This is a genomic window from Siccibacter turicensis LMG 23730 (assembly GCF_000463155.2).
Classification (GTDB): domain Bacteria; phylum Pseudomonadota; class Gammaproteobacteria; order Enterobacterales; family Enterobacteriaceae; genus Siccibacter; species Siccibacter turicensis.
Map to the genome: position 1 here is coordinate 1 of NZ_AWFZ01000061.1, position 23,312 is coordinate 23,312.

General features: G+C 56.0%; 23 protein-coding genes. 15 read left to right on the plus strand and 8 right to left on the minus strand.

The window, feature by feature from the left end:
• Positions 1-187: 187 nt before the first annotated feature.
• Complete coding sequence (locus DW58_RS17975) at positions 188-901, plus strand: FadR/GntR family transcriptional regulator (protein WP_024549222.1); 714 nt, start codon at positions 188-190, stop codon at positions 899-901.
• A 12-nt stretch (positions 902-913) separates the two neighbouring features.
• Positions 914-2,311, plus strand: coding sequence for a multidrug transporter subunit MdtD (gene mdtD / locus DW58_RS17980; protein WP_024549223.1), 1,398 nt, complete (start codon positions 914-916; stop codon positions 2,309-2,311).
• Here mdtD and rbsR read toward each other — a convergent pair.
• The 7 genes from rbsR to kup all read right to left on the minus strand — a co-directional run bounded on the left by rbsR (position 2,308) and on the right by kup (position 10,223).
• On the minus strand, positions 2,308-3,300 hold the full coding sequence (gene rbsR, locus DW58_RS17985; RefSeq protein ID WP_024549224.1) for a ribose operon transcriptional repressor RbsR: 993 nt from the start codon (positions 3,298-3,300) through the stop codon (positions 2,308-2,310). The two genes, mdtD and rbsR, sit on opposite strands and share 4 nt — an antisense overlap.
• 3 nt (positions 3,301-3,303) lie before the next feature.
• Entirely contained in the window at positions 3,304-4,236 is a 933-nt protein-coding gene (gene rbsK / locus DW58_RS17990) for a ribokinase (RefSeq protein WP_024549225.1), read from the minus strand.
• A gap of 103 nt (positions 4,237-4,339) precedes the next feature.
• Complete coding sequence (gene rbsB / locus DW58_RS17995) at positions 4,340-5,230, minus strand: ribose ABC transporter substrate-binding protein RbsB (protein ID WP_024549226.1); 891 nt, start codon at positions 5,228-5,230, stop codon at positions 4,340-4,342.
• Positions 5,231-5,271: 41 nt separating this feature from the next.
• Entirely contained in the window at positions 5,272-6,237 is a 966-nt protein-coding gene (gene rbsC / locus DW58_RS18000; RefSeq protein ID WP_024549227.1) for a ribose ABC transporter permease, read from the minus strand.
• Positions 6,238-6,241: 4 nt separating this feature from the next.
• On the minus strand, positions 6,242-7,747 hold the full coding sequence (rbsA, locus tag DW58_RS18005) for a ribose ABC transporter ATP-binding protein RbsA (protein WP_024549228.1): 1,506 nt from the start codon (positions 7,745-7,747) through the stop codon (positions 6,242-6,244).
• 7 nt (positions 7,748-7,754) lie between these two features.
• Positions 7,755-8,174: a D-ribose pyranase gene (gene rbsD / locus DW58_RS18010; RefSeq protein WP_024549229.1), complete on the minus strand. Its 420-nt coding sequence runs from the start codon at positions 8,172-8,174 to the stop codon at positions 7,755-7,757.
• 180 nt (positions 8,175-8,354) lie between these two features.
• Positions 8,355-10,223 carry a low affinity potassium transporter Kup gene (kup, locus tag DW58_RS18015; protein WP_024549230.1) on the minus strand — a complete coding sequence of 623 codons (1,869 nt, stop codon included), beginning with the start codon at positions 10,221-10,223 and terminating at the stop codon, positions 8,355-8,357.
• Positions 10,224-10,441: 218 nt separating this feature from the next.
• Between kup and ravA the strand changes: the two genes are divergently transcribed.
• Both ravA and viaA read left to right on the plus strand, forming a co-directional pair.
• Positions 10,442-11,938, plus strand: coding sequence for an ATPase RavA (ravA, locus tag DW58_RS18020; RefSeq protein ID WP_024549231.1), 1,497 nt, complete (start codon positions 10,442-10,444; stop codon positions 11,936-11,938).
• Entirely contained in the window at positions 11,935-13,386 is a 1,452-nt protein-coding gene (gene viaA, locus DW58_RS18025) for an ATPase RavA stimulator ViaA (protein ID WP_024549232.1), read from the plus strand. Before ravA ends, viaA begins: the two co-directional genes overlap by 4 nt.
• Here viaA and asnA read toward each other — a convergent pair whose 3' ends face one another.
• Positions 13,387-14,379: an aspartate--ammonia ligase gene (asnA, locus tag DW58_RS18030; protein ID WP_024549233.1), complete on the minus strand. Its 993-nt coding sequence runs from the start codon at positions 14,377-14,379 to the stop codon at positions 13,387-13,389.
• A 152-nt stretch (positions 14,380-14,531) separates the two neighbouring features.
• Here asnA and asnC point away from each other — a divergent pair, with 152 nt between their 5' ends.
• The 11 genes from asnC (at position 14,532) to atpA (ending at position 23,275) form a co-directional block, all read left to right on the plus strand.
• On the plus strand, positions 14,532-14,990 hold the full coding sequence (gene asnC / locus DW58_RS18035; RefSeq protein WP_024549234.1) for a transcriptional regulator AsnC: 459 nt from the start codon (positions 14,532-14,534) through the stop codon (positions 14,988-14,990).
• A gap of 136 nt (positions 14,991-15,126) precedes the next feature.
• Positions 15,127-15,579 (plus strand): FMN-binding protein MioC, encoded by a 453-nt coding sequence (gene mioC / locus DW58_RS18040; RefSeq protein ID WP_024549235.1) that lies wholly within the window; start codon positions 15,127-15,129, stop codon positions 15,577-15,579.
• 371 nt (positions 15,580-15,950) lie between these two features.
• Positions 15,951-17,840, plus strand: a complete 1,890-nt coding sequence (gene mnmG / locus DW58_RS18045) for a tRNA uridine-5-carboxymethylaminomethyl(34) synthesis enzyme MnmG (protein WP_024549236.1) — start codon at positions 15,951-15,953, stop codon at positions 17,838-17,840.
• 71 nt (positions 17,841-17,911) lie between these two features.
• Positions 17,912-18,535: a 16S rRNA (guanine(527)-N(7))-methyltransferase RsmG gene (gene rsmG, locus DW58_RS18050; protein WP_024549237.1), complete on the plus strand. Its 624-nt coding sequence runs from the start codon at positions 17,912-17,914 to the stop codon at positions 18,533-18,535.
• Between the two features lie 57 nt (positions 18,536-18,592).
• Positions 18,593-18,814, plus strand: a complete 222-nt coding sequence (locus DW58_RS21255) for a hypothetical protein (RefSeq protein ID WP_152525674.1) — start codon at positions 18,593-18,595, stop codon at positions 18,812-18,814.
• 333 nt (positions 18,815-19,147) lie between these two features.
• A complete protein-coding gene (atpI, locus tag DW58_RS18055) occupies positions 19,148-19,528 on the plus strand; it encodes a F0F1 ATP synthase subunit I (protein WP_024549238.1) in 381 nt (126 codons plus the stop codon).
• An 8-nt stretch (positions 19,529-19,536) separates the two neighbouring features.
• Positions 19,537-20,355 carry a F0F1 ATP synthase subunit A gene (gene atpB, locus DW58_RS18060; protein ID WP_024549239.1) on the plus strand — a complete coding sequence of 273 codons (819 nt, stop codon included), beginning with the start codon at positions 19,537-19,539 and terminating at the stop codon, positions 20,353-20,355.
• 49 nt (positions 20,356-20,404) lie between these two features.
• The gene (atpE, locus tag DW58_RS18065; RefSeq protein ID WP_000429386.1) at positions 20,405-20,644 is read left to right on the plus strand and encodes a F0F1 ATP synthase subunit C; all 240 of its coding nucleotides are present in this window, start codon (positions 20,405-20,407) and stop codon (positions 20,642-20,644) included.
• A gap of 58 nt (positions 20,645-20,702) precedes the next feature.
• The gene (gene atpF / locus DW58_RS18070) at positions 20,703-21,173 is read left to right on the plus strand and encodes a F0F1 ATP synthase subunit B (protein WP_024549240.1); all 471 of its coding nucleotides are present in this window, start codon (positions 20,703-20,705) and stop codon (positions 21,171-21,173) included.
• Between the two features lie 14 nt (positions 21,174-21,187).
• The gene (gene atpH, locus DW58_RS18075; RefSeq protein WP_024549241.1) at positions 21,188-21,721 is read left to right on the plus strand and encodes a F0F1 ATP synthase subunit delta; all 534 of its coding nucleotides are present in this window, start codon (positions 21,188-21,190) and stop codon (positions 21,719-21,721) included.
• Between the two features lie 12 nt (positions 21,722-21,733).
• Positions 21,734-23,275 (plus strand): F0F1 ATP synthase subunit alpha, encoded by a 1,542-nt coding sequence (atpA, locus tag DW58_RS18080; RefSeq protein ID WP_024549242.1) that lies wholly within the window; start codon positions 21,734-21,736, stop codon positions 23,273-23,275.
• Positions 23,276-23,312: the final 37 nt, after the last annotated feature.

Sequence of the window (23,312 nt, forward strand, 5' to 3'; positions counted from 1 at the left end):
GGAGGCGCATTATAGGGAGTTCTTTCGCCCTGACAACCCCTAATCTGAAAAAAGTTTTCAACCGTCTTTTTTTTCATCAATTCCGCTAAAAAGTAGCCTCTTCCCTCTATATTTGTCGATTACTCGACCATCTGGCGATCCCGGATGGCATACTACGGCGTGCCCTATTGCTAAAGGAACTGCTCTTATGTCTCTCACAGCACATCAGCTTGCCGCGCAGAAGAACCTTTCTTATGTCCTGGCAGAGAAACTGGCTCGCTTGATTTTAAAAGGGGATTACGCGCCCGGGACGATTTTGCCGGGTGAGATTGAGCTGGGGGAAATGTTCGGCGTCAGCCGTACTGCCGTCCGTGAAGCGGTAAAAACCCTCACCGCTAAAGGTATGGTGCTGCCGCGCCCGCGGATAGGCACGCGCGTGATGCCGCAGGCCCACTGGAACTTCCTTGATAAGGAGCTGCTCTCCTGGTGGATGACCGACGCCAACTTTAACGAGGTGGTGAAAAACTTCCTGGTGATGCGTCATAGCCTTGAGCCACAGGCCTGCCTTCTGGCCGCGATAAGCGGTACCCCCGAGCAAAAAGCCGCGTTAACCGCCACCCAGGCCGAGATGGCCGCGCTGGAAAGCGCTTTTGTGCGCGAACGCTGGATTGAAGTCGATATGGCCTGGCACGAGCAAATCTATGCCATGAGCGGTAATCCGTTTCTTATCTCTTTCGCCAGCCTGTTCCGCCCCGTTTACTATAACTACTTCACCGCCATCACAACGGATACCGTGATTAAGCTTGATTTACACCGTTCGGTTGTTGATGCAATTAATGAAGGAAACGGTGAAGCGGCGTTGAAAGCCTGTCAGGCACTCTTACTCGAACCGCTTCCTGAAGGGAAACCAGCACCACTTTAAGGCAGGAGTCGCATGAGCCCAAGAAAAGCACGTAGTATGTCCGGCCTGCCATGGATAGCGGCGATGGCTTTTTTTATGCAGGCGCTGGATGCCACCATTCTGAATACCGCATTACCGGCGATAGCTGAGAGCCTCAACCGCTCGCCGCTGGCGATGCAGTCCACCATCATCAGCTACACCCTGACGGTCGCCATGCTTATTCCGGTCAGCGGCTGGCTTGCGGATCGATTCGGCACCCGCAAAGTATTTATGACCGCGGTGTCGCTGTTTACGCTGGGATCGCTCGCCTGCGCCCTCTCCAGTTCATTGGGCGAGCTGGTGATATTTCGCATTATTCAGGGTATCGGCGGGGCGATGATGATGCCGGTCGCCCGTCTGGCGCTACTGCGTGCCTATCCCCGCAGCGAGCTGCTACCGGTGCTGAACTTCGTCACCATGCCCGGTCTGGTTGGCCCCATCCTCGGCCCGATGCTGGGCGGCGTGCTGGTTACCTGGGCAAGCTGGCACTGGATCTTCCTGATTAACATTCCGATTGGTGTGGCGGGTCTTTTCTATGCCCGCAAGTACATGCCCGACTTCACCACGCCGCGGCGTAAGTTTGATATGACCGGGTTTGTGCTGTTTGGCCTTAGCCTGGTGCTGTTCTCCAGCGGCATGGAGCTGTTCGGTGAAAGACTGGTTGCCAGCTGGCTGGCGCTGTCGATTATCGTCGCCGGCGTGCTGCTGCTGTTTGCTTATATTCGTCATGCCCGCCATCACCCTACGCCGCTTATCGCGCTCCCGATGTTTAAAATCCGCACCTTCTCGGTTGGCATCGCCGGGAATATTGCCTCGCGCCTCGGTACCGGCTGCGTGCCGTTCCTGATGCCGCTGATGTTGCAGGTGGGTTTTGGTTACCAGGCGCTTATCGCCGGCATCATGATGGCGCCTACCGCCGTGGGGTCGATTCTGGCTAAGTCGGTCGTTACTCAGGTGTTGCGTCGCCTCGGTTATCGCACCACGCTGGTTGGCATCACCATCTTCATCGGGCTGATGATTGCCCAGTTCTCGTTGCAGTCGCCGGGTATGACGATATGGATGCTGATCCTGCCGCTGTTCGTGCTGGGGATGGCGATGTCCACACAGTTTACGGCCATGAATACCATCACGCTTGCCGATCTGACGGACGAAAACGCCAGCAGCGGGAACAGTATGCTGGCGGTAACCCAGCAGCTTTCCATTAGCCTGGGTGTAGCGGTCAGCGCTGCGGTTCTGCGTTTTTATGAAGGGTTTGAGAGCGCCAACACCGTTGAGCAGTTCCACTACACCTTTATTACGATGGGTGGCATTACGCTGGTGTCGTCCCTGGTATTTATGCTGCTGCGCCCGAAAGACGGGCAGAACCTGATTAAAGAGCGGCACCGCGGTTAAGCGGAGCCGCGATCCATCAGCTCTGGCGTCAGCTGGAGCAGCTGCTGCGCAAGTTCCGGCTGCGCCATACGGTGTATCAGCACATCGATAGCCAGCTCGCCCAGTTCATCTTTCGGCTGGTGAATGGTCGTCAGTGGCGGCGTCATGTAGCGCGCCAGCTCGATATCGTCATAGCCCACGATCGCCATGTCGTTCGGGATAGTGACGCCCGCATGCCACAGCGCCTGATACGCGCCGACCGCCATTGCATCGTTGCCGATAAACACCGCCTGAGGCCGCTCTTTAAGCGTTAGCACGCTCTCCATGGCGCGAAAGCCGCCGGCAAACTCAAAATCCGCCGTGATCTCATACTCTGCCGGCACCGGTAGACCGGCACGCTTCATCGCCGTGCGGAACCCCTCCAGACGCAGCCGCGCCGGGGTTTTATCCAGCGGCCCGGTAATACAGGCGATGCGGGTATAGCCTTTATCAATAAGATGCTGGGTGGCGATATCGCCGCCCAGCAGAGAGTTATCCTGAATCAGGTCGCACTGCCCGTCGAGCGGTGCCCAGTCCATCATCACGGTGGGAATATTGGGATAGCGGCGGATCAGTTCCGCCGAGGGCTGATGGGTTTCGGTGCAGAGTAGCAGCAGACCATCGACGCGCTTTTGCAGCAGCATCTCAAGATTGCGGTTCATGCGCTGCTCGTCCCCTTCGGTATTGCACAGTACCAGACTGTAGCCGCGCTCAAAGCAGCTGCGCTCCACGCCGCGCACCAGTTCTGAATAGAAGGGGTTGGAGCTGGCGGTGAGCAGCATCCCGATGGTGCGGGTCTGATTCAGCTTCAGACTGCGCGCCACCGCCGATGGCGCGTAGTTGAGGCTGTTGACCGCCGCTTCTACCTTTTCACGTATGGCATCGCTAACGAACCGGTCGTTATTGATGACGTGGGAAACGGTGGACGTGGAGACGCCCGCGAGGCGAGCGACATCCTTCATGGTTGCCACGGTTTACCCCTGCTGACGCAAAAAGTCGTCGGTTTCATGGCGCCACGGCACGGAGGGCTGCGCCCCTTTACGCGTCACGGCAATGGCCGCCGCGGCATGGGCAAAGCGGATCGCCTCCGCCAGCGGCTGATGCTCAAGCAGCGCGGTCACTAGCGCGCCGTTGAAGGTGTCGCCCGCTGCGATGGTATCAATGGCGGTGACGCGGAAGCCCGGTACGCGACTGCCCTGGCCGTTGACGCTGGCCCACACGCCGCGGCTACCGAGGGTAATGATGACGGTCGCAATGCCCTTATCGTGCAGCGCCTGTGCTGCTTTCGCCGCATCGTCATCGTTGGTCACGCGGATCCCGGTCAGCTTTTCCGCTTCGGTTTCGTTGGGCGTGATGATATCCACCAGCGCCAGTAAGTTATCCGGCAGTTCACGGGCCGGTGCCGGGTTGAGGATCACCGTTGTGCCGTTCTGGTGGGCAATCTGCGCCGCGCGCAGGACGCTCTCTACCGGCGACTCAAGCTGCATCAGCAGCGCATCCGCCCCGGCGATGAGATCCTGATGGGCCTCGACCCGCTCAGGCAGCAGCGCCGCGTTAGCCCCGGCGTGAATGCCAATCACGTTTTCGCCATCGTCGTTGACAAAAATCAGCGCTACGCCCGTCGATTCACCCTGAACGGTGCTGACTGGCGCAATATCAATTTTATCGGTACGTAACTGCTGGCACACGCGCTCGCCAATATCGTCATCGCCCACGCAGGCAATAAACGCAATATCAGCGCCGCTGCGCCCGGCGGCTACCGCCTGGTTTGCCCCTTTGCCGCCAAACGCGACCTGATAGTGACTCCCGGTCAGGGTTTCACCCGGTGCAGGGAAAGCGGGAAGATTAAGGATATGGTCGGCGTTGATGCTGCCGAGGACGACGAGCTTGCCTGCGGTTTTAGTCATGGGATATCCAGTCGAAATGCGCCACCGGACGGCGGCGCGTGCCATGCTTTTCTTTATATCTTTCAGGCGAGCCCGTTGCGGCCCGCCTGAGGAGTACGCCGTATTACTGCTTGATCACCAGTTTCAGGTCAACCGGGATCTTCGCGTTCACTTTTTCGCCTTTCAGCACTTTGTTCGCTGCATCGACGCCGGTGGCACCGATCTGCTCCGGCAGCTGCGCGATAGTGCCGCCCAGTTTGCCGTCTTCAACCGCTTTCACACCGTCCGGCGTGCCGTCGAAACCAACCACAATCACATCGGATTTACCGGCGGTTTGCAGCGCGCGCAGTGCGCCCAATGCCATTTCATCATTCTGTGCGAACACGGCCTGCACATCTGGGTGCGCGGTCAGCAGGTTCTGCATAACGTTCAGGCCTTTGGTACGGTCAAAGTCAGCCGGCTGGCTGGCCAGCACGTTGAATTTGTGTGCCGCAACGGCCTGCTGGAAGCCTTCGCCACGCTCACGCGCAGCAGACGTTCCGGCGATGCCCTGCAGTTCGATCACTTTCGCGCCTTCGCCTGCTTTCTTCGCGATGTAGTTCCCGGCGATTTTGCCGCCCAGTACGTTATCGGAGGCCACGTGCGTTACCACTTCGCCTTTATTTGCCGCACGGTCGAGAGTGATCACCGGGATATTGGCCTGGTTAGCCATTTTCACCGCGTTGCCCACCGCGTCGGAGTCGGTCGGGTTGATCAGCAGCAGCTTGGTGCCGCGAACCGTCAGGTCCTGCACGTTAGCCAGCTCTTTCGCCGGGTTGTTCTGGGAATCCAGCACCACCAGGTTATAGCCCAGCTTGTCCGCTTCTTTCTGCGCGCCGTCTTTCAGCGACACGAAGAACGGGTTGTTCAGGGTAGAGATAACCAGCGCGATAGTGTCTTTCGCCATCGCGTTGGCACTTACGGTGGCGCTCAGCGCAACAGCGGAAACCAGTGTAGCCAGCTTTTTCATATTCATGTCGATATGTCCTGTTGAGTTATTCCCCATGCGGGGTTGCATTACTGCTTTTTGTTATCAACCAGTACCGCCAGGAGAATCACCACAGCTTTGACGATCATCTGGTAATAGGAAGAAACACCTAATAAGTTCAAACCGTTATTCAGGAAGCCTAAGATCAGCGCACCGATAAGCGTTCCCACAATACGGCCTTTGCCGCCCGCCAGGCTGGTCCCACCCAGCACCACCGCCGCGATAGCATCCAGTTCATATCCCGTGCCTGCGGTAGGCTGGGCCGATGAAAGACGCGCCACTTCGATGACGCCCGCCAGCGCAGCCAGCATGCCGGAGAGCGAATAGACGATAATTTTGACTTTGTTGACGCTGATACCGGACAGGCGCGTCGCCGCTTCGTTACCGCCCAGCGCATAGATATAGCGACCAAGACGCGTGTGATGCAGCATGTACCAGGCAGCGAGGAAGACGATAGCCATGATCCAGACCGGCGTCGGAATCCCCAGCGGGCGGCCAATACCAAACCAGCCGAACAGATCCGCATTGTCGGTAAAGCCGGTATTCACGGGACTACCATCGGTATAGACCATGGTCACCCCGCGCAGCAGCAGCATCATGACGAGGGTGGCAATAAACGCCTGCACCCTCCCTTTCGCCACAATCACCCCGGTCACGCTACCGATAGCCGCACCGGCGGCCAGTGCGGCAGCAACCGCCACCAGCGCGTTGACCTCCATGCCGACCAGCGAGGCCGCCACCGCCCCGGTTAACGCCAGCAGGGAACCGACGGACAGGTCGATACCCGACGTCAGGATAACCAGCGTCATCCCAACCGCCATAATGGCGTTAACCGAGGTTTGCTGAAGAATGTTGAACAGGTTATTTACGGTAAAGAAGTTAGGACTCATGGTGGAGACAATCGCGATCAGCACCAGCAGTGCGATCAGCGATTTTTGCTCCATCAGCCATGCTTTGGTGAAATAACGGCGACCGGAAACAGTCTGGGTTGTCATCATTTTACTCCTGATTCACGCGATTAAGCTTGCCGACGGCCGCAGCCATCAACACTTCCTGGGTGGCCTGCTCGCGTGTGAATTCTCCACCGAGATGCCCTTCATGCATCACAATAATGCGATCGCTCATACCTAATACTTCCGGCATTTCGGACGACACCAGAATGATGCTCAGCCCTTCCGCTTTAAACTGGTTAATGAGCTGATAAATCTCTTTCTTGGCGCCCACATCCACGCCGCGCGTTGGTTCATCCAGAATCAGCACCTTTGGCCGCGTCATTAACCCGCGGGCAATCGCCACCTTTTGCTGGTTACCGCCGGACAGCAGACCAATAGCCTGTTCCATCGACGGGGTTTTTACGTTGAACAGGCGGATAAAATCGCTGACCGCCTGCTGCTCATCTTTATGACGCAGATGCCCCACGTTGTGGCTGAAGTAGCGCAGCGCGGTCAGCGACATATTCTCTTTCACCGACATGCCGAGGATTAACCCGTCACGCTTGCGGTCTTCCGAGATATAAACGATGCCGTTTGCCAGCCCATCCTGCGCGGAGCGGGTCACCACTTCACGCCCGTCGAGGGTGACGTGGCCGCTTTCACGCGGCAACGCGCCATAGAGCACCTTCATGAGCTCGGTACGTCCGGCGCCCATCAGACCCGCGACGCCAAGGATTTCGCCCTGACGGAGGGTAAAGGTCACATCGTGCACGCCAGGGCCGCACAGGTGATCCACCTTCAGACGCACCGCGCCGGGGGCTTTATCAATGTGCGGATACTGATCTTCGAGCTTGCGCCCGACCATCATCTCGATAAGCGAATCTTCGGTCAGGCTGGCGACGTCGCGCTCGGCGATAAACTGCCCATCACGGAATACCGTCACGTCATCGCAGATTTCAAAAATCTCTTTCATGCGGTGCGAGATATAAACGATGCCGCGCCCCTGAGACTTCAGTTCGCGGATCACCCGGAACAGCGACTCGGTTTCGGTATCGGTCAGGGCATCGGTGGGCTCGTCCATCACGATGACCTTTGATTCAAAGCTCAGCACCTTGGCGATCTCAACCATCTGCTGATCGCCGATCGACAGATCGCCCACCAGGCGGTGGCTATTAAAGCGCAGGTTGAGCTTCAGCAGCAGCTTATCCGCTTCGGCGTGCATCTTTTTCCAGTCGATCTTACCGAAGCGGTTAACGAATTCACGCCCCAGGAAAATGTTTTCGGCAATGGTGAGCTGGGGGATCAGGTTGAGTTCCTGATGAATAATACCGATGCCCGCTTCCTGAGAGGATTTCGGCCCGCTGAAGGTCGTTTCCTTACCCAGCCACAGCAGCGACCCGGCATCGCGTTGATAGATACCGGTCAGCACTTTCATCATGGTGGATTTGCCCGCGCCGTTCTCACCCACCAGCGCCATCACGCGGCCTGGGTAAACGTTAAGCGCGGCGCCGGAGAGCGCTTTTACGCCCGGAAAGGATTTATCGATGCCTTTAAGTTGCAGTAATGCGTCCATGTCGGCCTCAGAAGGTTACGCCGGCACAGAGAATGATATTCGCATACGGGGAACACTCCCCGCTGCGAATCACCGCCTGGCTGTCTGCGGTTTGTTGTTTGAACTGCTCATGGCTGATGTAACGAATATCAATGGTGTTTCCCTGGTGTTGCTGCAGTTGCCTGATGTGTCCAAGCAACGTTTCATGGAGCTGCGGATTATGCTGTTTAATTTCCGCGGCAAGCACAGCGGCCTCAACCTGCATCTCTGCCGTCACCACTTCCACAACCTGCATAAAGGAAGGTACGCCCTGGGTTAATGCCATATCGATACGATCGGTGCCGCGAGGAATAGGTAACCCGGCATCGCAAACCACCAGCGTATCGGTGTGGCCAAGACGTGAGATGACTGACGAGATATCTGCGTTAAGAACTGTGCCTTTTTTCATTTTTCACTCCACTAGCGAAACGTTTCGCTGATGTCAGTGTAGAGAAAGAGGTGCGCAGTAAACAACCACCAGAATGTGAAAATGTGATCGGTATCGAAACGTTTCGCTCACGTTTACCTTAGGGCGTGAAACACAACGCTAACAATAAAAAACGCCTCCAGAACGGAGGCGTTGATGTCATCAGATTTCGACCTGCGTACCCAGCTCGATAACCCGGTTGGGCGGGATCTCAAACTGGTCGGGCGCGCGCAGGGCGTTACGCTGCAGCAGCAGGTAAAGCTTGCCGCGCAGGCGCAGATACCACGGACGTTTACCGACAATCAGCGACTCGTGGGACATGAAGAACGAGGTCTCCATCATGCGGCAGCTCAACCCCTCCAGCCCACAGCGGTGGAACACCTCTTCCACGTTCGGCGTTTCACGCCAGCCATAGCTGGCCACCACGCGCCAGAAGGTGGGCGACAGCTGCTCAATCGACACGCGGCGCACATTGTGAACGTAAGGCGCGTCCTCGGTGCGCAGCGTCAGGAAGATGACGCGCTCGTGCAGCACTTTGTTGTGCTTGAGGTTATGCAGCATGGCGAACGGGATGACGTTCAGCGCACGGGACATATACACCGCCGTACCCGGAACACGCACCGGCGGGGATTTCTCCAGCGACACGATCATCGCATCCAGCGAATTGCCGTGCTCGTGCATGCGCCGCAGCAAGCGGAAACGCTCGCTTTTCCAGGTCGTCATAATGATGAACATCACCATGCCGAGGCTCAGCGGCAGCCAGCCGCCGGAGAAGAGCTTGCTGAGGTTAGCGGAGAACAGCGGGATATCGATGCACAGGAGCGCCACCAGAATCAGGCCCACCAGCAGCTTATTCCAGTGCCAGTTTTTCCGCGCCACGGTGGTGGCAAGAATGGTGGTCAGCACCATGGTGCCGGTTACCGCGATGCCGTATGCCGCCGCCAGGTTGCTGGAGTGCTCGAAGCTGACGATCACGATCACCACGGCGAAGTAGAGCAGCCAGTTGATGGCCGGAATGTAGATCTGCCCCGACTCCATCTCCGAGGTGTGGATGATGCGCATCGGCGAGAGGTAGCCCAGACGTACCGCCTGGCGGGTCAGGGAGAACACCCCGGAAATCACCGCCTGGGAGGCGATCACCGTCGCCAGCGTCGCCAGAACCAGCAGCGGCACCAGCGCCCAGTCCGGCGCCAGCAGGAAGAACGGGTTTTTAATGGCTTCCGGCGTTTTCAGCAGCAGCGCGCCCTGTCCAAAGTAGTTCAGTACCAGCGAAGGCAGCACCACCGAGAACCAGGCCAGACGAATCGGCAGTTTCCCGAAGTGGCCCATATCCGCATACAGCGCCTCAACCCCGGTGATTGCGAGCACCACCGCGCCCAGCGCAACAAACGAAATGGCCTTGAATTCAATAAAGAAGCCAACAGCCCAGGCCGGGTTCAGCGCCTGAAGCACTTCCGGGTTATCCATAATGCTGCGCACCCCGAGTATCGCCAGCACCAGGAACCAGACCAGCATAATCGGGGCGAACAGCTTGCCGACCATACCGGTACCGTGTTTCTGGATCATAAACAGCAGGGTGAGAACAATAATAGAGAGCGGGACGATATAGGGGTCAAGCGACGGTGCGGCAATCTCCAGCCCCTCAATGGCCGACATCACGGAGATGGCGGGCGTGATCACCACTTCACCATAGAAGAAGCTGCCGCCGATAAGCCCCATGATCACCAGCACCGAGGTCATCCGCGCCGAGGTGTTGCGTCCGGCAAGCGACATCAGGGTCAGGATCCCCCCTTCACCGGCGTTATCGGCACGCATCACAAAGCTTAAATATTTAATGGAAACCACAATAATCAGCAGCCAGAAGATCAGCGACAGGAAACCAAAAACGGCCTCACGTTCCACGCCGAAACCAAACTGGCCAGAAAGACATTCGCGCAGGGTATAAAGCGGGCTGGTGCCGATATCCCCGTATACCACTCCAATAGCCGCAAGCGTGACCGCAGAGAGTGATTGTTTCTTATCAGTACTCATAGACCCGTCTTATGTTGAGAAACACGTGGATGCGTAGTCTCTGAACCTACAAAAGGCGCACAGTATGCACGATCGCCAAAAAAATCGTACCCCTTAGTGCGGCATGGTTATTTTGTCTACGCCTGACAGCGTTGTCGCATCAATATGTTAACTGTACAAATTCAAAACATTTATACTTCTTCTCACAGGTATAAACCGGGGTAGGACGCAATTTCATTATGGCTCAATCACATTTGCTGGCGGAAAGAATTTCGCGCCTGAGCGCAGCGCTGGAAAAGGGGCTTTTTGAACGCAGCCACGCCATCCGGCTCTGTCTGCTGGCGGCCCTTAGCGGAGAGAGCGTGTTCCTGCTCGGTCCGCCCGGCATTGCCAAAAGCCTGATTGCCCGCCGCCTTAAGTTTGCCTTCCAGCACGCCCGCGCCTTTGAATACCTGATGACCCGCTTCTCCACCCCGGAAGAGGTGTTTGGCCCGCTGTCGATTCAGGCGCTGAAGGATGAAGGGCGCTATGAGCGTCTGACCACCGGCTATCTTCCCGAAGCGGAGATCGTGTTTCTGGATGAGATCTGGAAAGCCGGCCCGGCCATTCTGAATACGTTACTGACCGCCATCAACGAACGTCGTTTTCGTAACGGCGCACACGAGGCGAAAATCCCTATGCGCCTGCTGGTGGCGGCGTCCAACGAGCTGCCTGAAGCCGACAGCAGCCTTGAGGCGCTGTATGACCGTCTGCTGATCCGCCTGTGGCTCGACAAAGTCCAGGAGAAGGGCAACTTCCGTTCAATGCTGATAAGCCAGCATGATGAAAACGACATTACTATCGCCGCGGGTCTGCAGGTGAGCGACGAAGAGTATCAGCAGTGGCAGCAGGATATTGGCAACGTCACCCTGCCGGATCACGTGTTTGAGCTTATCTTCATGCTGCGCCAGCAGCTCGACGAGTTACCGAACGCCCCTTACGTGTCGGACCGTCGCTGGAAAAAGGCGATCCGTCTGCTGCAGGCCAGCGCCTTTTTCTCCGGCCGCAGCGCCGTAGCACCCATCGATCTTATTCTGCTGAAAGACTGCCTGTGGCACGATGCGGAAGCGATGCAGCTACTCCAGCACCAGCTGGAATTATTGATGACCGGTCATGGCTGGCAGCAGCATCTCATGCTCTCCCGGCTGGGCGCCATTCAGCAGCGCAGGATGCAGCTCCAGCAGCAGCAAAGCGAGCGCAGCGCGCTGAAAATCATCAAGCAGAGCGGCATGTTCGCCCGCCGCCCCCAGTATCAGCTACCAGACGACATTCAGGGCGAAACCGTCACCTTCCTGCTCCAGCAGCCGCTGAAACTGCATGAGATGGACGTTATCCACATCACCCTGAACCGTGACGCGCTGGTCCAGTGGCTGCAAAAAGGCGGCGAGATCCGCGGCAAGCTCAACGGGATTGGCTTTGCCCAGCCGCTGACGCTGGAAGTGGATGCTGGCCAGTATTTGCTGATCCGCGATGTCAGCCTGCAGGGCACGCGCCTGGCGCTGCCGGGCCAGCAGACCGCAGAGGGTATGCCGCAGGAGATAAGCCAGCAGCTGGACGACCTGGACACGCTCTGGCATCAGCAGCATCTCAGCTTTAGCGAACAGCAAAAGTGTCTGTTTATCCATGCTGACTGGCTCGCCCGCATCGAAGCCAGCCTTCAGGACGTTGCCGCCCAGATCAAACAGGCCCGGCAATGATCACCGTCGATACGCTCAACGTGGTGCTGGCTGTCAGCGAAGGTGAGCTTATCGAAGAGATCATCATCGCGCTGCTCGCCTCTCCGCAGCTGGCGGTGTTTTTTGAAAAGTTTCCGCGCCTCAAGCATGCGGTCACGCAGGATCTTCCTCGCTGGCGCGAACAGCTTAAAAACCGGCTGCGCGACGCGCGCGTGCCGCAAGAGCTGGCCCAGGAGGTGATGGGCTATCAGAAAGTGCAGCTGCTCTCCACCAGCCAGTTCATCGTGCAAATTCCCGAGACGCTACGCGTATTGCGGCAGACCGGTTCCCCCTTCTTCCAGCAGGCCGAGCAGCTGGTGGGCAACAACCCGCGCTTTACTCCCGCGCTACATACCCTGTTTCTGCAACGCTGGCGGCTGAGCCTGGTGGTGCAGGCGACCACGCTGAGCCATCAGGTGCTGGAAGAGGAGCGTGAGCAGCTGCTTAGCGAAGTACAGGAGCGCATGACCCTGAGCGGGCAGCTTGATGCCGCGCTGAACGAGAACGACCACTCCGCAGGCCGACTGTGGGATATGAGTGCCGGAAAGCTTAAACGCGGTGATTATCAGCTGATCGTCAAATACGGTGAGTTTCTGGCTAATCAGCCGGAGCTGATGAAGCTCGCCGAACAGCTGGGGCGCTCGCGAGAAGCGAAGTCGGTGCCGGTGCGCGATGCGCCGCTGGAGACGTTTCGCACCATGGTCCGGGAGCCTGCCACGGTACCGGAGCAGGTGGAGGGATTGCACCAGAGCGACGATATTCTGCGCCTGCTGCCGCCTGAACTGGCGACCCTCGGCATCACCGAACTTGAGTATGAATTCTATCGCCGGCTGGTGGAGAAGCAGCTTCTGACCTATCGCCTCGCCGGGGAGTCATGGCGGGAGAAGCTCTCCCAGCGGCCGGTTGTGCATCAGGATATGGACGAACAGCCGCGCGGCCCGTTTATCGTCTGTGTGGATACGTCAGGATCGATGGGCGGATTCAACGAGCAGTGCGCCAAGGCGTTCTGTCTGGCGCTGATGCGTATCGCGCTGGCCGATCGCCGTCGCTGCTTTATTATGCTGTTTTCCAGTGAGGTGGTGCGCTATGAGCTTACCGGCGAAGACGGACTGGAGCAGGCGATCCGTTTTCTCAGCCAGCGTTTTCGCGGCGGTACCGATCTGGCGAGCTGTTTTCGTGCGGTAAACGAGAAGATGCAGACCGGCGACGGTGTGGATGCCGATGCCGTGGTGATCTCGGACTTTATTGCCCAGCGACTGCCGGATGAGGTGGTACAGAGCGTCAGGAACTTACAGCGGGTACAGCAGCACCGTTTTCACGCGGTGGCGATGTCGTCATACGGCAAACCCGGCATCATGCGCATCTTCGATCACATCTGGCGCTTTGATACCGGGCTGAGAAGCCGCCTGCTACGGCGGCTGAAAGGCTGATTACAGCAGGCCGGCGACGCTCTCTTTTACCTGCGCCGGCCACACGCCGCACTGCACCTGACCGATATGGGACAGCTGAAGCAGCAGCATGGTGAGACGCGACTGCCCAATTCCACCGCCGATGGTCTGCGGCATCTCACCCTTCAACAGCGACTGGTGCCATTCGAGCTGCAGGCGATCTTCATCGCCGCACAGCGCCAGCTGGCGGGTCAGGGTCTGAGCATCGACGCGGATCCCCATCGACGAGATTTCAAACGCATCTTCCAGCACCGGGTTCCAGACCAGGATATCGCCGTTCAGTCCGGCAAAGCCTTCGGCGGTCGCGGTGGTCCAGTCATCATAATCCGGGGCACGCACGTCGTGGCGTTTCCCGTCGCCCAGCTTGCCGCCGATGCCAATCAGGAATACCGCACCCAGCTCTTTGGTAATCGCACGCTCACGCCCTTTGGCATCAAGCTGCGGATAGCGCTGCTGCAGCGTTTCGCTGTGAACGAACTGGATCTGCTCCGGCAGGAACGGCGTCAGGCCGAACTGCTCGCTGACCGCGTTTTCCGTGGCTTTAATTCCCGCCCAGAGGGTTTCGACGGTCTGTTTAAGCGTGGCAAGGTTGCGCTCTCCGTCGCCCATCACACGCTCCCAGTCCCACTGATCCACATAGACAGAGTGCACCGGCGTCAGACGATCTTCATCCGGACGTAAGGCTTTCATATGGGTATAGATGCCTTCGCCAGCGCTGAAGTCATGCTGACCCAGGGTTTTGCGTTTCCATTTGGCCAGCGAATGCACCACTTCAAACTGCGCATCAGGCAGCGTTTTCACGCGCACCTGCACCGCTTTCTCACTGCCAGACAGGTTATCCTGGGTACCATCACCGATACGGCTGAGGATAGGCGCCTGGACTTCAATCAGCCCCAGCTTCTCTTCCAGCTGGCGGGAAAAATGGGCTTTAACGAAGCCGATCTGACGTTGGGTTGCGATGTAGGCGGATTTCATATTCATTGACTCCTGATGTCTGTTGCCAATGATTAAGCAATAAAAGATGCCCACTATTCAATAATCAACAATAAAAAAGGCTTAACGCGTTTTAATACGATAAATTAAAGGCGGTTAAAATCCTGAATCGTCATTATCCATAAGGAAATCCGATGGAAAATTATCAAATCGACAATCTGGACCGCGGCATCCTGGAGGCATTAATGGCCAATGCCCGCACCGCCTACGCCGAACTGGCCAAGCAGTTTGGCGTCAGCCCGGGCACCATCCACGTGCGTGTAGAGAAGATGAAGCAGGCGGGGATCATCACCGGGGCGCGGATAGACATCAGCCCCAAACAGCTGGGGTATGACGTCTGCTGCTTTATCGGCATCATCCTGAAGAGCGCCAAAGACTACCCGTCGGCGCTGGCGAAGCTGGAAAGCCTGGATGAGGTGACCGAGGCGTATTACACCACCGGGCACTACAGCATCTTTATAAAGGTGATGTGTCGATCTATCGACGCCCTGCAACAGGTACTTATCAACAAGATCCAGACTATCGACGAAATCCAGTCCACGGAGACGCTGATCTCACTGCAAAACCCGATCATGCGCACCATCAAACCCTGATGCCACGCGGCTTGCCGTTCGATGCCTCACAGCGTCCCATGGACGGCGTCGATCGGCTATACCCATATTATCCACAGGTAGATCCCAGCCGATTCACAGAGTACAATACGCGTCGTTTCATAAAAGGCAGGTATTCATGGCTGAGATCACCCTTATTAGCGGCAGTACCCTTGGCGGCGCAGAGTATGTTGCGGAGCATCTGGCAGAAAAGCTGGAAGACGCCGGGTTTACCACCCAGACGCTACACGGCCCGCTGCTGGACGATCTCCCGCAGAGCGGCACGTGGCTTGTGATCTCCTCGACGCATGGCGCCGGGGATCTGCCTGACAATCTTCAGCCTTTCTATGATGACCTGGCAGAACGCCAACCGGATCTGAGCGCAGTGCGCTTCGGGGCCATTGGGATCGGCAGTCGCGAATATGACACCTTCTGCGGCGCGATCGACAAGATCGAAACCCAGCTGACGTCATGCGGTGCGAAAACGGTGGGTGAAACGCTGCGGATCAACATCCTCGATCACGACATTCCGGAGGATCCGGCAGAGGTTTGGCTGGGATCCTGGATTAATTTACTCAAAAACGAACAATAACCAGGCGTTTGAATGTGGATAACTCTGCTGGAAAGCTTGGGTTAACCGGTAGTTATCCCAATAACAACCCTCGTACGTTTTTTGGGCTGTGCATAACCCTCGCTTTTGATCCCAGCTTATACGGTGTGGGATCACCGATCATTCACAGTAAATGATCCTTACTATCTGTTTGATCTAAAAGGTACGATCCGGCTTATCCACAGGAGAGGTCGATCGTAATAAGAGATCATAATAGAAAAGATCTCCATATATATAGATCTTCTTTTTAATACCCGATGATCCCGATGCTTTCTCGAACGGCTAAAGTTGAGTAGAATCCACGGCCCGGGATCATTACCCTCATTTCGCAACACCGCAGAGGTTCGGCAACCATGTTTTATCAGGATCCTTTCGACGTCATCATCATTGGCGGGGGTCATGCAGGCACAGAGGCCGCGATGGCCGCAGCCCGTATGGGTCAGCAGACCCTACTCTTGACACACAATATCGACACGCTGGGACAGATGTCCTGCAATCCGGCGATCGGCGGTATTGGAAAAGGACATCTGGTTAAGGAAGTGGACGCCCTCGGTGGGTTGATGGCAACAGCGATCGATCGCGCTGGTATTCAGTTTAGGATACTAAACGCGAGCAAAGGACCGGCGGTGCGCGCCACCCGTGCTCAGGCTGACCGCGTACTGTATCGTCAGGCTATTCGTACTGCGCTGGAGAACCAGCCGAACCTGATGATCTTCCAGCAGGCGGTAGACGATCTGATTGTGGAAAACGATCGTGTGGTAGGTGCCGTGACCCAGATGGGCCTCAAGTTCCGCGCCAAAGCCGTGGTGCTGACCGTGGGCACCTTCCTTGACGGAAAAATTCATATCGGTCTGGATAACTACAGCGGTGGCCGTGCCGGCGATCCGCCATCCATTCCACTGGCCCGACGCCTGCGTGAACTGCCGCTGCGCGTCAATCGCCTGAAAACCGGTACGCCTCCGCGTATCGATGCGCGCACGATCGACTTCAGCGTGCTCGGACAGCAGCACGGTGATAACCCGATGCCGGTGTTCTCGTTCATGGGCAGCGTCGATCAGCATCCGCGTCAGGTACCGTGCTACATCACGCACACCAATGAAAAAACCCATGACGTTATCCGTCAGAACCTCGATCGCAGCCCGATGTATGCCGGGGTGATCGAAGGGATTGGTCCGCGCTACTGCCCGTCCATCGAAGACAAAGTGATGCGCTTTGCCGATCGCAATGCGCACCAGATCTTCCTGGAGCCAGAAGGACTGACCAGCAACGAAATTTATCCGAACGGGATCTCCACCAGCCTGCCGTTCGATGTGCAGATGCAGATCGTGCGATCCATGGAGGGTATGGAAAACGCGAAGATCGTCCGTCCGGGCTACGCCATCGAGTATGACTTCTTCGACCCGCGCGACCTGAAGCCGACGCTGGAAAGCAAATTTATCGCCGGTCTGTTCTTTGCCGGACAGATCAACGGCACCACCGGTTACGAAGAGGCCGCAGCGCAGGGTTTGTTGGCCGGGCTTAACGCGGCACGCTGCGCGGCGGACAAAGAGGGATGGGCGCCGCGTCGCGATCAGGCTTATCTCGGCGTGCTGGTGGACGACCTCTCCACGCTCGGCACCAAAGAGCCGTACCGCATGTTTACTTCACGAGCGGAATATCGCCTGATGCTGCGTGAAGACAACGCTGACCTGCGTCTGACCGAAACCGGACGCGAGCTGGGTCTGGTGGACGACGAACGCTGGGCACGCTTTAACGAGAAGCTTGAGAGCATCGAGCGCGAACGTCAGCGCCTGAAAGCGACCTGGCTGCACCCCACGTCGGACAGCATTGCCGAAGTGAATGCTCACCTTACTGCGCCGCTCTCCCGTGAAGCGAGCGGGGAAGATTTGCTGCGTCGCCCTGAGATGACCTATCAGACGCTGATCGGCCTGTCGGCGTTCGCGCCAGGGCTTGACGATCCGCAGGCTGCGGAACAGGTTGAAATCCAGGTGAAATACGAAGGGTATATCGCGCGTCAGCAGGATGAGATCGAAAAGCAGCAGCGCAACGAAAACACCCTGCTGCCCGCCACGCTGGATTACCGCCAGGTTTCCGGCCTGTCGAACGAAGTGATCGCCAAACTTAACGATCACAAACCGTCGTCGATAGGCCAGGCATCCCGTATCTCTGGCGTCACGCCGGCGGCCATTTCGATTTTGCTGGTATGGCTAAAAAAACAAGGCATGCTGCGTCGTAGCGCCTGATTGCATTGCCCCTCACCTGCGGGTGAGGGGAGCGCTTCACTTCAGATTATCTCTTCCAACAGGTACCGAACGTGCTAAACAAACTCTCTCGTCTGCTCAGCGCCGCGGGCATTACGCTTCCTGAGAATCAGCAGCAGCAGCTTATCGCTTACGTTGAAATGCTCAACAAATGGAATAAAGCCTATAATCTTACGTCGGTTCGCGATCCGAACGAGATGCTGGTGCGCCACATCATGGACAGCATCGTGGTTGAACCGCATCTGCGCGGGACGCGGTTTATTGACGTGGGGACCGGGCCGGGCCTGCCGGGAATACCGCTGGCGATCGTGCGTCCGCAGTCGCATTTCACGCTGCTGGACAGCCTGGGTAAGCGGGTGCGCTTCTTAAAACAGGTTCAGCATGAGCTGAAGCTGGAGAACATTGCTCCCGTCCAGAGTCGCGTTGAAGATTTTTCTGCCGAACCGCCATTTGATGGCGTGATCAGCCGCGCGTTTGCCTCCCTGACCGATATGGTGACCTGGTGCCACCACCTTCCCGCCGAAAACGGGCGTTTTTATGCGCTTAAGGGTCTGCGTCCTGATGACGAAATCAGCCAGCTTCCGGCGCAGTTTGAGGTGGAGAGTATCGTGAAGCTGAGCGTGCCACAGCTTGAAGGCGATCGTCATCTGGTGATGATTAAGTCAAACGACGTTTAATTTTTATCAAAAAAAGAGCAGATAAAGTTGTTGGTAAAATGTTAATAATGAGAGTCGTTGTCATTGCGAAACGAATTTGCCATTAACCTTATTGTTACTGCGTTTTTTCGAGAGCGTTACGTCGCTCTTTTTGTTAATCAGCAAAATAGTAAACGCCGTAAATATCAGCCTGCTAAAGATTCAGGAATTAAACTTCCGGCAAATGTTAAAACTTTGTCAGTGATGTCAATAAAAGGTTTTAATGTTGTATTGAGCTATTTTAAAAAGAGTGATGGATAATTCATTTAATAATCAGGTGCATGGGGTTTTTGCTTTCAGAAGAGATGTTAATAGCCACCTGCCGTGATTGTTTATAATGTGATCTCAAGCACGCTTTGTAGCCGGGTATTCAGTGAGTTTTGCAGGCTTCGACACGGTTTTGCCGTTTCAGCAAAACTTAAAAAATAGCGCTGTCGAAATTTAATTAAACATTTGTTCACCTTTTTGCTACTTATTGTTTGAAATCACGAGTCCGCCCCGTATAATTTGACCGCTTTTTGATGCTTGACTCTGAGCGTTAAAGAACGTTTTATACGACACGCGACCTACCCCAAAGGGAGCAGGAGCATATTTATGGCTGTGTCGCTATTTAGCGGAAACGTTGCTCGCAAGCTCCTCGGGATACAGTTTTTAGCTGTTCTGCTTGCAGGAGTGCTGTTTTGCCTCAAAGACCCTTTCTGGGGCGCCTCTGCAGTTTATGGGGGCCTGGCAGTCTGGCTGCCTAACGTAATGTTTATGATTTTTGCCTGGCGTCATCAGGCGCAAAAGCCGGCACCTGGCCGAGTGGCCTGGTCATTCGCTATCGGCGAAGTGCTAAAGGTGATTGCGACCTTCACCCTGCTGGTGGTGGCGCTGGTGTATTTTAAAGCGGTTTTGCTGCCGCTGATTGTGACCTGGTTATCGGTGCTGGTGGTTCAGATACTTGCGCCGGCTGTAATTAACAACAAAGGGTAAGAGGCATCATGTCCGCAGGAGAAATCTCAACACCTCAGGAGTACATAGGTCACCATCTGAATAACCTTCAGATCGATCTTCGTACCTTCTCACTGGTGGATCCGCATAACCCCCCGGCCACCTTCTGGACGCTCAACATCGACTCCATGTTTTTCTCGGTGGTACTGGGCCTCTTGTTCCTGGTGCTGTTCCGTCGTGTGGCGAAGCATGCTACCAGCGGCGTTCCGGGCAAATTCCAGACCGCGGTTGAGCTGATTGTCGGCTTCGTACATGGCAGCGTAAAAGACATGTACCACGGCAAGAGCAAGGTCATCGCGCCGTTGGCCCTGACGATTTTCGTCTGGGTATTCCTTATGAACCTGATGGACTTACTGCCAATCGACCTGCTGCCGATGTTTGCTGAGCACGTCCTTGGCCTGCCTGCGATGCGTGTGGTGCCGTCTGCTGACGTGAACATCACCCTCTCCATGGCGCTGGGCGTATTCGTCCTCATCCTGTTCTACAGCATCAAAATGAAAGGCATTGGCGGCTTCACGAAAGAGTTGACGCTGCAGCCGTTCAATCACTGGGCATTTATTCCTGTCAACTTAATCCTTGAAGGGGTAAGCCTGCTGTCCAAACCGGTTTCACTGGGTCTGCGACTGTTCGGCAACATGTATGCTGGTGAGTTGATTTTCATTCTGATTGCTGGTCTGTTGCCGTGGTGGTCACAGTGGATTCTGAATGTGCCCTGGGCCATTTTCCACATCCTGATCATTACGCTGCAAGCCTTCATTTTCATGGTTCTGACGATCGTCTATCTGTCGATGGCGTCTGAAGAGCATTAATTTTTAAACAACACTACTGCGTTTTAACTGAAACAAACTGGAGACTGTCATGGAAAACCTGAATATGGATCTGCTGTACATGGCTGCCGCTGTGATGATGGGTCTTGCGGCAATCGGTGCTGCGATCGGTATCGGCATCCTCGGGGGTAAATTCCTGGAAGGCGCAGCGCGCCAGCCTGATCTGATTCCTCTGCTGCGTACTCAGTTCTTTATCGTAATGGGTCTGGTGGACGCAATCCCGATGATCGCTGTAGGTCTGGGTCTGTACGTGATGTTTGCTGTCGCGTAGTGAGCGTTGCTTTTTACAAGCAATATCAGAACGTTAACTAATAAAGAGGCATTGTGCTGTGAATCTTAACGCAACAATCCTCGGCCAGGCCATCGCGTTTGTCCTGTTCGTTCTGTTCTGCATGAAGTACGTATGGCCGCCAATTATGGCTGCCATCGAAAAACGTCAGAAAGAGATTGCTGACGGTCTGGCTTCTGCGGAACGAGCTAAGAAGGATTTGGACCTTGCACAGGCCAATGCGACCGACCAGCTGAAAAAAGCGAAAGCGGAAGCCCAGGTAATCATTGAGCAGGCTAACAAGCGTCGCTCTCAGATCCTGGACGAAGCCAAAGCTGAAGCAGAACAGGAACGTAACAAAATCGTGGCGCAGGCTCAGGCGGAAATTGACGCCGAGCGTAAACGTGCTCGCGAGGAGCTGCGTAAGCAGGTCGCTATGCTGGCCGTTGCCGGCGCCGAGAAAATCATCGAACGTTCCGTGGATGAAGCTGCTAACAGCGACATCGTCGATAAACTGGTCGCTGAACTGTAAGGAGGGAGGGGCTGATGTCTGAATTTGTAACTGTAGCTCGCCCCTACGCCAAAGCAGCTTTTGACTTTGCCGTTGAACACCACAGTGTCGATCGCTGGCAGGACATGCTGGCTTTCGCCGCTGAGGTGACGAAAAACGAATACATGGCAGAGCTTATCTCTGGTGCACTGGCACCGGAAACGCTCGCCGAGTCGTTTATCGCAATTTGTGGTGAGCAGCTGGACGACAATGGCCAGAACCTGATTAAGGTTATGGCCGATAATGGTCGTCTGAAAGCGCTCCCTGACGTTCTTGAGCAGTTCATTCATTTACGTGAAGCCAGCGAGGCTATTGCAGAAGTTGAAGTAACCTCTGCCAACGCACTGAGTGAAGAACAGCTTTTGAAAATCAGCACCGCGATGGAAAAACGTCTGTCACGCAAAGTGAAGCTGAATTGCAAAATCGATAAGTCTGTAATGGCAGGCGTTATCATCCGTTCGGGTGATATGGTCATTGATGGTAGCGTACGCGGCCGTCTTGAACGTCTTGCAGACGTCTTGCAGTCTTAAGGGGACTGGAGCATGCAACTGAATTCCACCGAAATCAGCGAACTGATCAAGCAGCGCATTGCTCAGTTCAATGTTGTGAGTGAAGCTCACAACGAAGGTACTATTGTTTCTGTAAGTGACGGCGTTATCCGCATTCACGGCCTGGCCGATTGTATGCAGGGCGAGATGATCGCACTGCCGGGTAACCGTTACGCTATCGCACTGAACCTGGAGCGCGACTCCGTTGGTGCCGTGGTAATGGGTCCGTACTCAGACCTCGCCGAAGGCATGAAAGTGAAGTGCACCGGCCGTATCCTGGAAGTTCCGGTTGGCCGTGGCCTGCTGGGCCGTGTGGTTAACACCCTGGGTGCGCCAATCGACGGTAAAGGTCCGATTGAAAACGATGGCTTCTCGCCAATCGAAGTTATCGCACCGGGCGTTATCGATCGTCAGTCCGTCGATCAGCCGGTACAGACGGGTTACAAATCCGTTGATGCCATGATCCCAATCGGCCGTGGTCAGCGTGAGCTTATCATCGGTGACCGTCAGACCGGTAAAACCGCGATGGCGATCGATGCCATCATCAACCAGCGCGATTCCGGTATCAAATGCGTGTACGTGGCCATCGGCCAGAAAGCGTCCACCATTTCTAACGTGGTTCGTAAACTGGAAGAGCACGGCGCACTGTCTAACACCATCGTTGTGGTGGCGACGGCTTCTGAATCTGCTGCACTGCAATATCTGTCACCGTATGCCGGTTGCGCCATGGGCGAATACTTCCGTGACCGCGGTGAAGATGCGCTGATCGTATACGATGACCTGTCTAAACAGGCCGTTGCTTACCGTCAGGTTTCCCTGCTGCTCCGTCGTCCGCCAGGACGTGAAGCATTCCCGGGCGACGTGTTCTATCTCCACTCCCGTCTGCTGGAGCGTGCATCCCGCGTTAACGCGGAATACGTTGAGAATTTCACCAAGGGTGAAGTGAAAGGCAAAACCGGTTCTCTGACCGCGCTGCCGATCATCGAAACTCAAGCGGGTGACGTTTCTGCGTTCGTTCCGACCAACGTAATTTCGATTACCGATGGTCAGATCTTCCTGGAAACCAACCTGTTTAACTCCGGTATTCGTCCGGCGGTTAACCCGGGTATCTCCGTATCCCGTGTGGGTGGTGCTGCTCAGACCAAGATCATCAAGAAACTGTCCGGTGGTATTCGTACCGCGCTGGCGCAGTATCGTGAACTGGCGGCGTTCTCTCAGTTCGCATCCGATCTGGACGAAGCAACCCGCAAACAGCTGAGCCACGGTCAGAAAGTGACCGAACTGCTGAAACAGAAACAGTATGCACCGATGTCTGTTGCACAGCAGGGTCTGGTTCTGTTCGCGGCTGAACGCGGTTACCTCGAAGATGTGGAACTGGCGAAAATCGGTAGCTTCGAAGCCGCTCTGCTGGCTTACGTTGACCGTGACCACGCTCCGCTGATGCAAGAGATCAACCAGACCGGTGGCTATAACGATGAAATCGAAGGCAAGCTGAAAAGCATCCTCGATTCCTTCAAAGCAACCCAGTCCTGGTAACGTCTGGCGGCTTGCTGTAAGGCAAGCCGCAAGGCAT